This is a genomic window from Pseudonocardia sp. (assembly GCF_025965585.1).
Taxonomy (GTDB): domain Bacteria; phylum Actinomycetota; class Actinomycetes; order Mycobacteriales; family Pseudonocardiaceae; genus Pseudonocardia.
On the sequence record NZ_JAOPWR010000078.1, the window covers coordinates 1 to 15,421 of the forward strand.

The following is a 15,421-nucleotide window of genomic DNA, read 5'->3' on the forward strand; positions in this document are numbered from 1 at the left end:
CCGGCGGCCGGGCCGCGGCCGACGCGCTGCGCCGCAGCGGCGGCGACGTCCTCACCGGCTCGCCGTCCGCCCGCAAGCGCGACGTGGCCCGGCACCTGGTGCGGGGACTCGCGCCGGCACCCCTACCGCGACGGGAGCGCAACCCCATGACCATTGCAGGGACCACGCTGGGCGAGGCCTACACCGCCTGCGAGACGATCACCCGCACCGAGGCCCGCAACTTCTACTGGGGCATCCGGCTGCTGCCCCCCGCCAAGCGCTCGGCGCTCTGCGCCGTGTACGCGCTGGCCCGGCGCATCGACGACATCGGCGACGGTGACCTGCCCACCTCGGACAAGGCCATCGCGCTCACCGAGGTGCGGACGTCGCTGCGCAGCGCGGCCGACGGCTCCGACCCGGTGGTGCTCGCCGTCCACGACGCGGCGCGCCGCTTCCCGATCCCGATGGGGGCGTTCGACGAGCTCGTCGACGGGGTGGAAGCCGACGTCACGATGGACGCCCGCCCCGACACGAGCAGCCCGTACTACGCCACGTTCGACGACATGGTCGGCTACTGCCGCTGCGTCGCGGGTGCGGTCGGGCGGCTGTGCCTGGGCATCTTCGGCTCCACGCCGCACCCTGACGCGTCGCTCTACGCCGACCAGTTGGGGATCGCACTGCAGCAGACCAACATCCTGCGCGACATCCGCGAGGACCTGACCAACGGCCGGGTCTACCTGCCCCGCGAGGACCTCGACCGGTTCGGTGCCGAGCTCGTGCTCGACGAGCACGGGGTGCTGGTGGACAAGACCGGCGGGCTCGCCGAGCTGATCACGTTCAGCGCCCAGCGGGCCCGCGGCTGGTACGCCGACGGGCTGCGGCTCGTCCCGCTGCTGGACCGCCGCAGCGCCGCCTGCGCCACGGCCATGGCGGGCATCTACCGCCGGCTGCAGGACGATATCGCCGCCGACCCGCCATCGGTCTACAGCCGGCGCCGCTCGCTCAGCGGGGCGCAGAAGCTGGGCGTCGCGGCGCGGTCGCTGGCCGGTCGCGCGTGAGAACACGGATCGGCGTGGTCGGAGGCGGGCTCGCCGGCATCACCGCGGCCCTGCGCTGCGCCGACGCGGGGGCCGAGGTGACGCTGTTCGAGGGGCGGTCGCGCCTCGGCGGGGTGGCGGGGTCGTTCCGGCGCGCCGCCGGCGACGGAGTGCTCGACGTCGACACCGGCCAGCACGTGTTCCTGCGCTGCTGCAGCGCCTACCGCGGGCTGCTGGACCGGCTGGGCGTCGCCGATCTCGTGACGCTGCAGGACCGCCTCGACATCCCGGTCCACGGCCCGGGCGCGCGACCCGGACGGCTGCGCCGCACCGGGCTGCCCGCGCCGCTGCACATGGGCGCTGCGCTGCTGGGCCACCGGCCGCTGCCGCTGCGCGACCGGCTGAGGCTGGGTGTGGCCGCCCTGGCCCTGCGCGGTGTGGACGCCGCCGACCCGGCCACCGACGCGCAGAGCTTCGGCGCCTGGCTCGGCGCCCACGGCCAGAGCCCGCGCGCCGTCGACACGCTGTGGGACCTGGTCGGGATCGCGACGCTCAACGAGCGCGCCCGCGGTGCGTCGCTGGCGCTGGCCGCAACCGTCTTCCAGCTCGGACTGCTCACCGACGCGGCGGCCGGCGACATCGGCTGGGCGCGGGTGCCGCTGGGGCGCCTGCACGACGAGGCGGCACGGCGCGCGCTGCGGGAGGCCGGCGTCGCGGTGCGCACGTCCACGAAGGTCCGCAGCCTGCACCCGGCCGACCAGGGCTGGCAGATCGAGGTCGAGGAGGAGGAGCTCGTGATGGACGGGGTCATCTGCGCCGTGCCGCCGCCGGCGGCGCACACGCTGCTGCCCGACGGGGCACTCGACCTGCCCCCGGGCTGGGTCGAGGGCCTGGGCAGCTCACCCATCGTCAACGTGCACGTGGTCTACGACCGCACCGTGCTGAACACCCCGTTCGCCGCGGGGATCGACACCCCGGTGCAGTGGGTGTTCGACCGCACCGGCCAGTCCGGGCTGCACCGCGTCCACCCCGCGCCCGCCCAGTACCTGGCGGTGTCGCTCTCGGCCGCCGACGACGTGATCGGCGAGCCGGTGGCCGTCCTGCGCGAGCGGATGCTGCCCGCGCTCGTGGCGCTGCTGCCCGCCGCGCGGGACGCGGAGGTCCTGGAGTTCTTCGTGACGCGCGAGCCGCACGCCACCTTCCGTCCCGCCCCGGGCACCGCGGCCCTGCGCCCCCCGGCCCGGACGGCACTGCCCGGTCTCGCTGTCGCGGGGGCGTGGACCGCCACCGGCTGGCCCGCGACGATGGAGGGGGCCGTGCGCAGCGGGGAGGCCGCGGCCGACGTCCTGTGCGGCTCCGCCGCCCGTACCCGGATGACGAGCCCGGGGCGACGTTCTCCGCGCACCACCGTGCGAGGTGCGGCATGAGCGCCCCGGACATCCCGGCGACTCTCGCGCGCTGCCGCGACCTCGTCACACCCGCTCTCCAGGAGGCCGTCGACCGGCTCGACCGGGCGAGCCGCGAGCAGTCCTCCTACCACCTGGGATGGACCGAGCTGGACGGATCGCCCGGCAAAGGCGCGGGCAAGGCCGTCCGGCCCGCGCTCGCCCTGCTGTCCGCGGAGGCCGCGGGGGCACCCGCCGGGACGGGGCTACCCGGCGCGGTCGCCGTCGAGCTCGTCCACAACTTCTCGCTGCTGCACGACGACCTCATGGACGGCGACACCGAGCGCCGCCACCGACCCACCGTCTGGGCCCGCTGGGGTGCGCCCGCGGCGATCCTCGCGGGCGACGCGATGCTGGCCGTCGCCGTCGAGGTGCTGCTGGAGGCGGACTCGCCGTACGCGGCCGTGGCCACCCACCTGTTGTCGGTGACGGTCCGCGAGCTCGTGCGCGGCCAGGCCGAGGACGTGGAGTTCGAGGGGCGCAGCGACGTCGGTGTCGAGGAGTGCCTGGCGATGGCCGCGGGCAAGACCGGGTCGTTGCTGGCCACCAGCGCGTCGATCGGGTCCGTCCTGGCCGGGGCGCCCGCTCCCGTCACGGCGGCGCTCGCCACGTTCGGGCTCGAGCTGGGCGCGGCGTTCCAGCTGGTGGACGACCTGCTCGGGATCTGGGGCGACCCCGCCGTCACGGGCAAGCCGGTGCTGTCGGACCTGCGCTCGCGGAAGAAGTCGCTGCCGGTGACCTACGCGCTGCACCACGGCGGCGCCGCGGGCCGGGAGCTCGCGGACTGGCTCGCCGGCACCGACGAGTCCACCGAGCCCGAGCTGCACCGCGCCGCCGCGCTGGTCGCCGACGGTGGTGGCCGCGGCTGGGCCGCCGCCGAGGCCCGCAGGCGCCTCGCGCTGGCGGAGAAGGCGCTGGCCGGCGCCGAGATGCCCGACACGACCCGAGCCGAGCTGGTCGCGCTGGGGCGCCACCTCGCCGACAGGGAGTTCTAGGCCGGAGTTCCAGGCCGACCGAGAGTTCTCGCAAGAACAGGAGTTCTCCATGACCCTCACCGTCCCCGACACGGAGTCCACCACCACCCCCCAGGACGCCCTCGACGCCGCCGTCGGGTTCCTCCGCTCGCAGCAGGACCCAGCGGGCTGGTGGAAGGGCGAGCTCGCGACCAACGTGACCATGGACGTCGAGGACCTGCTGCTGCGGGAGTTCCTCGGCATCCGCACCGAGCAGGAGACGGCCGAGGCCGCCCGCTGGATCCGCTCCCGGCAACGCCCCGACGGCACCTGGGCCGCCTTCCACGGCGGCCCCGGCGACCTGTCCACGACGATCGAGGCGTGGGTCGCCCTTCGGCTCGCGGGCGACGAGCCCGACGCCGAGCACATGCGGCGCGCACAGACGTTCGTCCGGGCCTGGGGCGGGGTCGAGAAGAGCCGGGTGTTCACCCGGATCTGGCTCGCCCTGTTCGGCCTGTGGTCGTGGGACGACCTGCCCGACATGCCTCCGGAGCTGGTGTTCCTGCCCCGCTGGTTCCCCCTCAACGTCTACGACTGGGCCTGCTGGGCGCGGCAGACCGTCGTCCCGCTGACGGTGGTGGCCACGCTGCGCCCCGCCTGCCCGCTGTCCTTCGGGATCGACGAGCTGCGCTCGGGCTGCCCGGCACCGCGGCGGGCCCCGCTGCTGAGCTGGGCCGGCGCGTTCGAGCGGCTCGACGTCGTGCTGCACCGCTACTCCCGACGGCCGCTGCGGGCGGTGCGCAGGCTGGCGATGCGCCGCGCCGCCGAGTGGATCCTGGCCCGCCAGGAGGCTGACGGCTCGTGGGGCGGCATCCAGCCGCCCTGGGTGTACTCGCTGCTCGCGCTGCACCTGCTCGGCTACCCGATGGACCACCCGGCCGTCCGCGCCGGTATCGAGGGGCTCGACCGCTTCCTCGTCCGCGAGGAGACCCCCGGCGGCACCGTCCGCCGGCTGGAGGCCTGCCAGTCGCCGGTCTGGGACACCTGCCTGGCCGTCACCGCCCTGCTCGACGCCGGCGCCGCCCCCGACGACCCGGACGTGCTGCGCGCCGCCGACTGGATGCTCGACGAGGAGATCACCGTGACGGGCGACTGGTCGGTCCGGCGCCCCGACCTCGCGCCCGGCGGCTGGGCGTTCGAGTTCGACAACGACGGCTACCCCGACATCGACGACACCGCCGAGGTCGTGCTCGCGCTGCGTCGCGTCGCCCACCCCGACCCCGACCGGCTGCGTGGCGCCGTCGACCGCGGCGTCGCCTGGAACATCGGTATGCAGAGCCGCGACGGCGGCTGGGGCGCGTTCGACGCCGACAACACCCGCCTACTCGTCACCAAGCTGCCGTTCTGCGACTTCGGCGCCGTGATCGACCCGCCGTCCGCCGACGTCACCGCGCACGTCGTGGAGATGCTCGCCGCCGAGGGCCGCACCGGCTCGGAGGCCTGCCGGCGCGGCGTCGCCTGGTTGCTCGACGCGCAGGAGGCCGACGGCTCGTGGTTCGGCCGCTGGGGCGCCAACCACGTCTACGGCACGGGCGGCGTGGTGCCCGCGCTCGTGGCGGCCGGGGTGTCGCCGCGCGCGGCGACGATCCGCCGGGCCGTGGCGTGGCTGGAGCGCCACCAGAACCCCGACGGCGGGTGGGGCGAGGACCTCCGCTCCTACACCGACCCTGACTGGATCGGCCGGGGCGCCTCCACCGCGTCCCAGACGGCGTGGGCGCTGCTCGCGCTGCTGGCCGCGGGCGAGCGGTCCGACGCCGTCGAGCGCGGCGTGCGGTTCCTCGTCGACACCCAGTGCGCCGACGGCTCGTGGGAGGAGGACTTCTACACCGGCACCGGTTTCCCCGGGGCGTTCTACATCAACTACCAACTCTACCGGATGGTCTTCCCGATCTCCGCCCTCGGCCGCTACCTGGGCCACGCCGCTGGCCACGCGCCCGCCGAGCTCACCGAGAACACCGCATTCGCCGAGAACACCGCATTCACCGAGAACACCGGGGCCGCACGATGAGCCCACCCGGGCCGCTCGGAGCGGCCGTCGTCTGCGCGCCGCTCGGGCTCGAGTGGGCAGCCGTGCGGCGCTCGCTCTCCCCGGTCCTCGTCCGGCACACGGGCATGGGTCCGGACCGCTCCGCCATCGCGGCCGCCGAGCTCGGGTCGGAGGGCCCGCGGCCCGTCCTCGTGGTGGGGGTCGCCGGGGCCCTCGCGCCCGGGATCGACGCCGGTCACCTCGTGGTCGCCGACGAGGTGCGCCGCGAGGGGAGGAAGGCCGTCCCGGTGCCCACCGCCCGGCCGCTGGCCGCCGCGCTGCGCCGGCTGGGGCTGCGGGTCCACGTGGGGCCGATCGTCTCCTCCCCCGTCGTCGTCGACGGTGCCGGTCGCACCGCCCTCGCCGCGACCGGGGCGCTCGCGGTGGACACGGAGTCCGCCTGGCTGGCGGACGCGGCGGCGGGCGGGCCGTTCGCCGTGGTCCGCGCGGTCGTCGACAGCCCCGACGCCCCGCTGGTCCGGCCCGGCACACCCGTGCGCGGGCTCGCGGCGCTGCACAGCCTGCGCCGCGCCGCGCCCGCGCTGCTCGACTGGATCGCCGCCACCGGCCCGCGCACCGTGGCCCTCGCCGAGCCGCGGTCGTTCTGCGCCGGGGTGGAACGGGCCATCGAGATCGTCGACCGCGCCCTGGACCGCTACGGCGCACCCGTCTACGTACGGCGCCAGATCGTGCACAACGCGCACGTCGTGCGCGGGCTCACACGCCGCGGGGCGGTGTTCGTGCAGGAGGTGGACGAGATCCCGCACGGCTCGGTCACGGTCCTGGCCGCGCACGGCGTCTCCCCCGCGGTGCGCGCGGAGGCCGACGCGCGCGGCCTGTCGGTGATCGACGCGACCTGCCCGCTCGTGGCCAAGGTGCACACCGAGGTCAGGCGGCGCGTGGGCCGCGGCGACACCGTGTTCCTCATCGGGCACGCCGACCACGAGGAGGTCGAGGGCACGGTCGGCGAGGCCGCGAGAGACGACATCTCGGGCGAGGTCGTCGTCGTCGACAGCGCCGAGGCCGCGGCCACCGTCATCGTCCGCGACCCCGACCGCGTCGCCTACGCCATGCAGACCACGCTCGCCGTCGACGAGGCCGAGGAGATCGCCGCCGTGCTGCGCGGCCGCTTCCCCGCCGTGAACGCCCCGCGCCGCGACGACATCTGCTACGCCACCACCAACCGCCAGCGCGCCGTCCGCGCGGTGGCCGCCGACGCCGACCTGGTGCTCGTGGTCGGCTCGCCCAACTCCTCGAACTCCGTCCGGCTGGCCGAGGTCGCCTCCCGCGGCGGCGTCCCCGCCCACCTCGTCGACGACGCCGGGGAGCTCGACCTGCGGTGGCTCGCCGACGCCCGCCGCGTCGGGGTGAGCGCCGGGGCATCCGCACCCGGCCACCTGGTCGACGACCTGGTGACCACCCTGTCCGGCCTCGGCCCGGTGACGGTCACGACGACGACCACCGACACCGAGGACATCCGCTTCACCCTCCCCAAGGAAGTGAGCTAGCCATGGCGATGCCCATGCGGCAGTCCATCCGTCTCGGCGCGTACCTGATGAAGCAGAAGATCAAGCGGGTCGACAAGTTCCCGCTGCTCGTCGAGCTCGAGCCGCTGTTCGCCTGCAACCTCAAGTGCGCGGGCTGCGGCAAGATCGAGCAGCCCGCGTCGCTGCTCAAGCAGCGGATGCCTGTCGAGCAGGCCGTGAACGCCATCGTCGAGAGCGGCGCGCCGATGGTCTCCATCGCGGGCGGCGAGCCGCTCATGCACAAGGAGATCGACGTCATCGTCCAGCGCCTGCTGGACCTCGGCAAGATCGTCTTCCTGTGCACCAACGCGGTGCTGTTGCCCAAGCACCTGCACCGCTTCACCCCGCACAAGAACTTCGCGTGGATGGTGCACATCGACGGCCTGCGCGAGCGCCACGACCAGTCCGTCTGCAAGGACGGCGTGTTCGACCAGGCCGTCGCCGCGATCAAGCAGGCGCAGACGGCGGGATTCCGGGTCAACACCAACACCACGTTCTTCGACACCGACACCCCACAGGACGTCATCGACGTCCTCGACTATCTCAACGACGACCTCGGCGTCGACAACATGCAGATCTCGCCCGGGTACGCCTACGAGAAGGCCCCCGACCAGGAGCACTGGCTGGGCGTCGAGCAGACCCGCGAGCTTTTCCGCAAGGCGTTCGACGGCGGGCGGCGCAAGAAGTGGCGGCTCAACCACTCGCCCGTCTTCCTCGACTTCCTCGAGGGCAAGGTCGACCTCGCCTGCACCGCGTGGGCCATCCCGTCGTACTCGCTGCTGGGCTGGCAGCGGCCCTGCTACCTGCTCGACGACGGCTACGTGCAGACCTACAAGGAGCTCATCGAGGACACCGATTGGAATGCATTCGGCCGCGGGAACGACCCACGGTGCGAGAACTGCATGGCACACTGCGGTTACGAGCCCTCGGCGGTGTTCGCGACGATGGGCTCACTGCGCGAGTCGTTGCGCGCAGCGGTGGGGAGCTGAGCCGAACGACCCGCATGTTCCGGACGTTGGGCCCGTTATCTCCGCGTTACACAGCCCGATACAGTGCCTCCACCCCGAAGGCGACCGGAGAGGCAGCCCCTACGCATGCTGAGGCACCGCACCACGATCCACCTCCCATCGATCGGGTCGTTGCTGCGGCACGCCGGGCGTCCGTTGCTGGAATCCACGCTCATCCCGCTGGGCCTGTTCTGGGTGCTGTTCACCCAGATCGGGTTCGACGCCGGGCTGATCGCGGCGCTGAGCTGGTCGGGGCTGGCCATCGGCAGGCGGCTGGTGATGCGCAAGCCGGTGCCGGCCATCCTGGTCATCAGCACGCTGCTGCTGCTCGTCCGGACCGTCGTGGGCCTGTTCACCGGCAGCGCGTTCCTGTACTTCCTGCAGCCCACGGTGCAGAACTTCGTGTTCGCGGCCGCGCTGCTCCTCACCCTGGGCCTGGACCGGCCGCTGCTGGCCAAGCTCGCGGACGACTTCTGCGCGTTCCCGGAGTCGCTCACCGGGCACCCGCAGATGAAGCGGTTCTTCAAGCGCGTGTCGCTGCTGTGGGCGATGGTCTTCCTCGTCAACGGCGTCACCACGCTGATCGTGCTGGCCACGCAGACCGTCGGGAACTACCTGATGGTCTCCACGGCCGGCTCGTACTCGGTGGTGGCGCTGGCCATCGCGGCATCGCTGGTGTGGTTCCACCGCTCGCTGGCCGGGCAGGGCATCCAGCTGCGGATGGGCGCCAGCCCCGCCTGAGGCCCCCGCTCGACGTCCGTGATCACCGTCTCGGTGCGCGTGCGGCCGCTCGTGGCAGGGAATGCGCCGGACCGGCGGTCGTGGTCGCCCCGGCTCGATCAGCCCCGGGGTGCGCGTGCGGCGAGGGCGCGCAGCGCGTCGTCCAGGTCGGGACGGGCGAACTCCTCGGCCCGTGCGGCCAGCCTCTCGAGCTCACCGGGCGTGTCGCGCAGCCGGCGCACCGTGGCCGTCACGTCCCACGGCCGCGGGCAGACGAGCGCGAGGCCCGCCTCCGCCGTCATCTCCGCCCCCGCCCGGCCGTGGCCGGGGATCGGGGTGGCGAACAGCACCGGACGCCCTGCGGCCAGCGCCTCGGTGGCGATCATGCCGCCCGCGGTGGTCAGCACGACGTCGGCGGCGGTGACGAGCTCGGGCACGCGGTCGGTCCAGCCGTGCACCACCAGCCGCTCCGGCGGCAGCCCGCGGGCCAGGAGCCGCTCCCGCAGCCGCTCGTTGCGGCCGGCGAGGACCACGGCCTGCACGCCCGTACCGGCGGCCAGCACCGCGGCCACCACCGTGTCGAGCCCGCCGAACCCCAGCGACCCGCCCGTGACGAGCACGACCAGCGCGTCCTCGCGCGCCCCGGTGGCGGCACGCGCGGCGGCCCTGTCACCGGGACGGAACCGCGGGTCGACGGCCGCGGCCGCCACCCGTACATCGGCGGCCGGGGCGATCGCCCGCGCCTGGTCGCGGGACGCCGGCAGCAGCGTCCAGGTCTCGTCGACGTCCGGCCACACCCAGAACGGGTGCACGGCCACGTCGGTCACGACGGCGACGGTGCGCCCCGGCAGGCGGCCGCGACGGCGCAGCCAGGCGAGCCCGCCGGACGTCAACGGGTAGGTCGAGACGACCAGGTCGGGCCGGTCGGCGGCCACCAGCGGGGCCAGGGCGCGGCCGAGCCGGGCCGCGGCGACGCCCTTGAAGAACGCCGCCACCCGCGGGAACGCCACCAGCAGGTCGTAGCCCAGGCCGTACAGCCGCGGGGCGACGCGCATCGTGGCGGCGTAGGAGGCCCGCAGCAGGCGGTCGCGCCGCGGTCCGCCGCGCCCGGTGCCCTCCACCTCGTGCACCTGCACGGCCGGCCACAGCGCCCGCATCCGGGCCGCCAGCACCCGCGCCGCGGCGACGTGCCCCTCACCCACCGGGGCCGAGAGCACCAGCACCCGGGCCGGCCCGGCGGCGTCACGACCATCCACGCGCGCACGCTAGCGCCCGCGACGATGCGACGATCACCGGCTCGCCGCGGCCCCGGCGGGATCGGGCCGTCCGTGCCTCGAACCGGTGACCACGGCCCGGATGACCGGGCCGTGGCCGCCCTCTCCTGGGATGCTCCCACCGCTCCACGGCGACCTGGGCCCCGCACCGCCGGCGGGCGCACCCCGGGCCGGCTCCCCGCACGAACCACCGCACCCTCGGCGCCGACGGGCCGAGCGGGTGCTCGACGACCAGCAAGGACCCGGGCATGAGCATCTCCAGCGACACCCGTACGCCGCCCCCCACCGGCCCGACCCCGATCGTTCTCCCGCAGACCGTGGCCGTCCGGGACGGCGGTCCGGTCCCCCGGCCCGATCCCGCTCCGCGCCGGCTGCTGCTGGTCACCGGCAGCATGGGCGAGGGCCACCACGCCGCCGCCCGCGCCGTGGAGGAGCGGGCGCGCTCCGTGTGGCCGGGGGTCGAGGTGACCTGGACCGAGACCCTCGACCACATGGGCCGCCGCACGGGACCGGTCTTCAGAGCGATCTACGCCGGCTGCGTGCGGTACCTGCCCTGGCTCTACGAGCTCTACTTCCGGCTGCTGTGGCACGTGCGCCCGTTCCGCGCCGGGACCCGGGCCGTCATCGGGGTCTGGAGCGCTCGCGGCCTCGCGCCGGCGCTGGCCGCCCACGACCCCGACCTCGTCGTCGCCACGTTCCCCGAGGGCATCACCGGCCTGGCCCGGCTCCGCCGCCGCGGACGGCTGGCCGTGCCGGCCGTGGCGCTCGTCGCTGATCCGGCGCCGCACCCGCTGTGGGCGGACGCGGCCCTGGACCTGCACCTGGTCTCCACCCCGACCGGCGCCGGCCTCCTGCGGCGCGCTGCCCCGGGGGCGGCTGTCCGGGTGGCCGCGCCTCCCGTCGGCCGGCGGTTCACCCCGCCTGCGGCCACCGCCGGCCGTGAGCGCCCGCTCGTGTACGTCTCGTGCGGGTCGCTGGCGTTCGGCGACGTGCCGGCCGCCTGCACCGCGGTCCTCAGCGCCGGGGCCGACGTGCTCGTCAGCTGTGGGCGCGACCCGGCCCTGCGCCGCCGCCTCGACGCCCTGCCCCGCCCCCACGGCGCCCGCATGCGGGTCGTGGACTGGGTCGACGACCCGGCCGCCGCCACCCGCGACGCCGACGCCGTCGTCACCAACGCGGGCGGCGCCACGGCGCTCGAGGCGCTGGCGTGCGCGCGGCCCCTGCTGCTGTTCGCCCCGATCCCCGGCCACGGCCGCGCCAACGCCGCCGTCCTGGAACGCGAGGGCCTGGCGACGGTCTGCCCCACGCCCGCCGAGCTGGGAGCGGCGGTCGGGGACCTGCTCGACCCGGCCCGCCGCGCCACGCTCGTGGACGGCCTGCGCGCCCGTCAGGCCGCCGGTGACGCCTTCGCCGCGGACGTCGCCGGACTCGCGCAGCTCCTCGCCCCGGCTGCCGCCCCGGCCCGCCCAGCCGCTCTCGACCGCCCAGCCGCTCTCGACCGCACGGCCGCGCAGGACCACCCCGGCGCGCCGCGGGAGCGGGGGGCCCGGGTCCGCGCGCAGGACGCCCTGTTCCACTACGCCGCGACCCCGACCGTGCCACAGCAGGTCGGTGCGCGCGTGCTCGTCGAGGACCCGGGCCTGCAGGCGGGCTGGCCCGCCTACGTCACCGGGCTCGTGTACACCCGGATGCCGCAGATCGGGCTGCTGCAGCGCCGCCTGGCCCGGCCGCGAACGGGCGGGCCGCTGCGCTGGGCCGTGGACGACCGCGCCGAGGGCCACGTGCAGCCCGACGTCGTCGAGATCGGCCCCGGGGAGGCGCTCGGCACCTGGGACGACGCGACCACGGCGTTCTTCGCGGTCCCGGTCGACCCCGTGGACACCGGCTGGGAGCTGCAGGTCGTGCGCGACCGGGCGGCCGGCGAGGTGGCGCTGCTGGTCAAGGTGCACCACGCCCTCGGCGACGGCCTGGCCGTCACCGACGCGCTGATCCGCCTGCTCACCGACGAGGTCCCACCACCGGCCCGGGGACGGGCCGCGGCGCAGGAGTGCGGCGCACGCGAGCACCTGCACCGGGCCGTGACGGTCGTGCGGGGCGTGGCCGCGCTCGCCGTGGCCGGGACCGCCGGACCGTCACCCCTGACGGGACGGGTCGAGGGACCCGCCCACCGCCGGGTCGGCGTCTGCCTCGACGGCGCCCGCGTCCGGGCCGCCGCCCGCGCCCATGGCGTCGGCACGACGGCGTTGATGCTCGCCGTGTTGGCCGGCTCGCTGGGCGACGTGCTGGCCGTCACGGACCGCACGGCGCACCTGCGCACGATGGTGCCGATGACCACGCGCACGAGCGCGGGCGTGGGCAGCCACGCGCCCGGCAACCGTACGGCGGCGGTGTCGGTGGCGCTGCCGATCGGGCCGATGCCCGAGGCCGAACGGGTGGCGCGCGTGTCCGCCGCGCTGACGGCCGGTGCCGCAACGGGCGAGCCCGAGGGCGCCGCCGCGGTGCTCGGCCTGCTCGGGCTGCTCCCCGGACGGGTGCAGGCCTTCCTGGTCCGGCGCGTCTACGGGCGGCGCTTCTTCCACATGCTGGCCTCGGTCATGCCGGGAGCGCGGCGCACGCTGCACATCCGGGGCGGGCTGGTGCGCGAGGTCTACCCGGTGCTGCCGCTCGCCGACGGCGTCGGGCTCTCGGCCGGTGTCATGCACTGGGGCCGGACGACGACGGTCGGCATCACCGCAGATCCTGGGCTGGTACACGGAATCGAGGGAATACCCGGTCGGCTCGAGGCGTCGTTGGAGCGTATGTAAGAACTGTGTGTAGTAGGACTTCGCACGACGAGATCGAGTGACGTATCGGGGGGTGGCCGTGGAAGCTTCGCTGCTGATCGCCGTGCCCGCGGCGGTACTGGGCGCGGCCGGTTTCGGCCTGGCCTCGGCGGCGCAGCAGCGGGCCACCAAGGAGGTCGCGGTCACACCGACCCTGAGCCCCCGGCTGCTGGTGGAGCTGCTCGCGCGGCCGATGTGGCTGATCGGGCTGGTGGCCACGGTGCTCGCGCTCGCCATGCAGCTGGTCGCCCTCGCGTTCGGCCCGCTCGCGGTGGTGCAGCCCCTACTGGTCACGGGCGTGGCGTTCGCCGCGGGGTTCTCCGCGCTGATGGCGCGCCGCCGCCCTGATCCGCTCATCCTGCTCGGCGGCCTGATGTGCGCCGCGGGCCTGTCGGCGTTCCTGCTGCTGGCCCGGCCGGTGTCGCAGGGCACCGACGAACACATCGACATCGGCTCCGGCCTGCCGCTCGCGATCTCGCTGGTGGTCCTGGTGGTGGCCTGCCTCGTGTACGCGGCCACCGTGCACCACTCCTCGCGGGTGCTGGCCCTCGCGCTGGCCACCGGCGTGCTGTACGGGGTCACGGCCGGGCTGATGAAGGTGGTCACCGGCCAGCTCCGCGTCGACCTCCTCGAGCCGTTCCTGCACCCCACGCTCTACGTCGTGTGCGTCATCGGGCCGATGGGCTTCCTGCTCAGCCAGAACACCTTCCAGCAGGGCAGGCTCATCTCCCCCGCCGTGGCGGTGATCACGAGTGTCGACCCCGTCGTCGGGGTCATGATCGGCGTCAGCTGGCTGGGCGAGCAGCTCGACACCTCCCCCGCCGCGCTCGCGGGCGAGTGCGTCGCCGCGGTGCTCGTGATCGCCGGCATCGCCTTCATCACCCTCCGGGGTACGACGCTGCTCCACCGCCTCGACGAGGCGGGCGACTCCGTGCCGGTCGGTCCCCGCACCGCCCCCGGATGACCCGGCCGCTGGCCGTCGTGACGGGGGCGTCCTCGGGCATCGGGGCGGCGGTGGCCGATCGGCTGGCCGACGACTGGGACCTCCTGCTCGTCGGTCGCGACGAGGCGCGGCTCGCGGCCGTCGCCGCGCGCACCGGGGGGCACGGGCTGGCCGCAGACCTCGCCTGCCCCGACGGTGTCGAGGCCGTGCGCGCCGCCGCCGACGGCCGCGTCCGGCTGCTCGTGCACGCCGCGGGCCTCGGTGCCGCGGGCCCGCTCGAGGCGACCCCCGCGACCACGGTCGACGAGCTGATGGCCGTGAACCTCGTCGCACCCGTGCAGCTCACCCGCGCGCTGCTGCCCACCCTCGTGGCCGGGCGCGGGCACGTGGTGTTCGTGGCGTCGATCGCCGCGATCGGCGTGGCGGAGGAGGTCGCGTACTCCGCCACCAAGGCCGGCCTGCGGGGCTTCGCCGACGCGCTGCGCCTCGAGGCCCCGATCGGCGTCACCACCGTGCTTCCCGGCGCCGTCGCCACCGCCTACTTCACCCGGCGCGACCAGCCCTACCACCGCCGCTTCCCCCGGCCGGTCAGCGCCGACCGCGTGGCCGTCGCGCTCCTGGACGGCGTGCGCAGGCGCCGGGGCGAGGTGTTCGTGCCCCGCTGGCTGACCCTGGGCGCCCGCGTCCACGGTGCTGCGCCGGCGCTGTTCTCCCGCCTCTCCCGGCGCGCCGACCCGCACTGACCCCGGGGGCAGCGTCAGGAACGGGCCGCCGACACCGCGGCCACGGCGGTCACGAACCGGACGAGCTCAGCGCAGGCCTCGGCCTGGTCGAGGACGTCGTGCCCGCCGTGCGGGACGGTGCAGACGCGCCCACGCGGGAGGACCGCGGCGACGGCCTGCGCGGTGGCAACCGGAGCCACGGCGTCGTCCTGCGCGTGCAGGAGCAGTACCGGCAGGTGGTCCAGCGCTCCGACGGACACCAGCCGGCTCGTGCGCGCGGCCGCGCCACCGAGCGCGCGGACCGTCTCGGGCCGCAGCGGGCCCGTCCAGCCCAGCGGGTCGCCGCCCGCATCGGGGAGCGCCTGCACGCCGGCGGCGCTCGTCAGCGACGAGTCGGCCAGCACCAGGCCGACGACGTCCGCCGCGGGGTCGTCGGGCGGGCCCCCGGCGTCGGAGCCGTCGCGGACCTCGCCCACCAGCAGCGTGGCGACGGCGGCACCGAGGGCGTGCCCCGCGACCACCACCGGCAGCCGGGGCCGGGCGCCGCGCAGCGCGCGCAGCATCGTCTCGGCGTCGGCGACCAGGTCAGCGACGTCCGCGACGAGTCCCCGCTCGCCATCGCTGCGGCCGTGACCGGCCTGGTCGGGGGCCCACACCTCGATGCCCGCCGCCGTGGCCGCCTCCGCCAGGTCCGCGTACCGGCCCCCGTGCTCGCCGAGCCCGTGCAGGAGCAGCACCGCTGCCACGGGCGCGCCGGAGGGCCGCCAGCGGTGGTAGCGGACGGTGCCGGAGCGACCTCCGAAGGACGCGGTGACAGTGGCGGCGGTGGTGGCAGTGACGGTGGTGCCAGTGGCGGCAGTGCTCATGCGGTGCCTCTCGGTGTGCGTGGGTCACCGCAGATGGAACC

The 15,421-nt window shown here is 75.4% G+C and carries 12 protein-coding genes; 10 read left to right on the forward strand and 2 right to left on the reverse strand.

Annotation, left to right across the window (positions count from 1 at the left end; translation table 11 throughout):
- Positions 1 to 146 precede the first annotated feature (146 nt).
- The 7 genes from JWR81_RS04935 to JWR81_RS04965 all read left to right on the forward strand — a co-directional run bounded on the left by JWR81_RS04935 (position 147) and on the right by JWR81_RS04965 (position 8,774).
- Complete coding sequence (locus JWR81_RS04935) at positions 147 to 1,037, forward strand: squalene/phytoene synthase family protein (protein ID WP_297647187.1); 891 nt, start codon at positions 147 to 149, stop codon at positions 1,035 to 1,037.
- A complete protein-coding gene (hpnE, locus tag JWR81_RS04940) occupies positions 1,034 to 2,443 on the forward strand; it encodes a hydroxysqualene dehydroxylase HpnE (protein WP_297647076.1) in 1,410 nt (469 codons plus the stop codon). Before JWR81_RS04935 ends, hpnE begins: the two co-directional genes overlap by 4 nt.
- Positions 2,440 to 3,456 (forward strand): polyprenyl synthetase family protein, encoded by a 1,017-nt coding sequence (locus JWR81_RS04945; RefSeq protein WP_297647079.1) that lies wholly within the window; start codon positions 2,440 to 2,442, stop codon positions 3,454 to 3,456. Before hpnE ends, JWR81_RS04945 begins: the two co-directional genes overlap by 4 nt.
- 49 nt (positions 3,457 to 3,505) lie before the next feature.
- Positions 3,506 to 5,482 carry a squalene--hopene cyclase gene (shc, locus tag JWR81_RS04950; protein WP_297647082.1) on the forward strand — a complete coding sequence of 659 codons (1,977 nt, stop codon included), beginning with the start codon at positions 3,506 to 3,508 and terminating at the stop codon, positions 5,480 to 5,482.
- On the forward strand, positions 5,479 to 7,008 hold the full coding sequence (gene ispH, locus JWR81_RS04955) for a 4-hydroxy-3-methylbut-2-enyl diphosphate reductase (protein WP_297647086.1): 1,530 nt from the start codon (positions 5,479 to 5,481) through the stop codon (positions 7,006 to 7,008). The genes shc and ispH overlap by 4 nt, the downstream gene beginning before the upstream one ends.
- A gap of 2 nt (positions 7,009 to 7,010) precedes the next feature.
- On the forward strand, positions 7,011 to 8,015 hold the full coding sequence (gene hpnH, locus JWR81_RS04960) for an adenosyl-hopene transferase HpnH (protein WP_297647089.1): 1,005 nt from the start codon (positions 7,011 to 7,013) through the stop codon (positions 8,013 to 8,015).
- A gap of 105 nt (positions 8,016 to 8,120) precedes the next feature.
- Entirely contained in the window at positions 8,121 to 8,774 is a 654-nt protein-coding gene (locus JWR81_RS04965; protein ID WP_297647092.1) for a VC0807 family protein, read from the forward strand.
- Positions 8,775 to 8,872: 98 nt separating this feature from the next.
- Here the strand turns inward: JWR81_RS04965 and JWR81_RS04970 are convergent, their stop codons facing one another.
- Positions 8,873 to 10,009, reverse strand: coding sequence for a glycosyltransferase (locus tag JWR81_RS04970; protein ID WP_297647095.1), 1,137 nt, complete (start codon positions 10,007 to 10,009; stop codon positions 8,873 to 8,875).
- Between the two features lie 266 nt (positions 10,010 to 10,275).
- Between JWR81_RS04970 and JWR81_RS04975 the strand changes: the two genes are divergently transcribed.
- The 3 genes from JWR81_RS04975 to JWR81_RS04985 are packed head-to-tail and all read left to right on the forward strand — an operon-like array spanning position 10,276 to position 14,535.
- Complete coding sequence (locus JWR81_RS04975; RefSeq protein WP_297647098.1) at positions 10,276 to 12,831, forward strand: WS/DGAT domain-containing protein; 2,556 nt, start codon at positions 10,276 to 10,278, stop codon at positions 12,829 to 12,831.
- 37 nt (positions 12,832 to 12,868) lie between these two features.
- Entirely contained in the window at positions 12,869 to 13,813 is a 945-nt protein-coding gene (locus JWR81_RS04980) for a DMT family transporter (RefSeq protein WP_297647101.1), read from the forward strand.
- Positions 13,810 to 14,535 (forward strand): SDR family oxidoreductase, encoded by a 726-nt coding sequence (locus JWR81_RS04985; protein WP_297647104.1) that lies wholly within the window; start codon positions 13,810 to 13,812, stop codon positions 14,533 to 14,535. Before JWR81_RS04980 ends, JWR81_RS04985 begins: the two co-directional genes overlap by 4 nt.
- Positions 14,536 to 14,549: 14 nt before the next feature.
- Here JWR81_RS04985 and JWR81_RS04990 read toward each other — a convergent pair whose 3' ends face one another.
- On the reverse strand, positions 14,550 to 15,380 hold the full coding sequence (locus tag JWR81_RS04990) for an alpha/beta fold hydrolase (RefSeq protein ID WP_297647106.1): 831 nt from the start codon (positions 15,378 to 15,380) through the stop codon (positions 14,550 to 14,552).
- Positions 15,381 to 15,421: the final 41 nt, after the last annotated feature.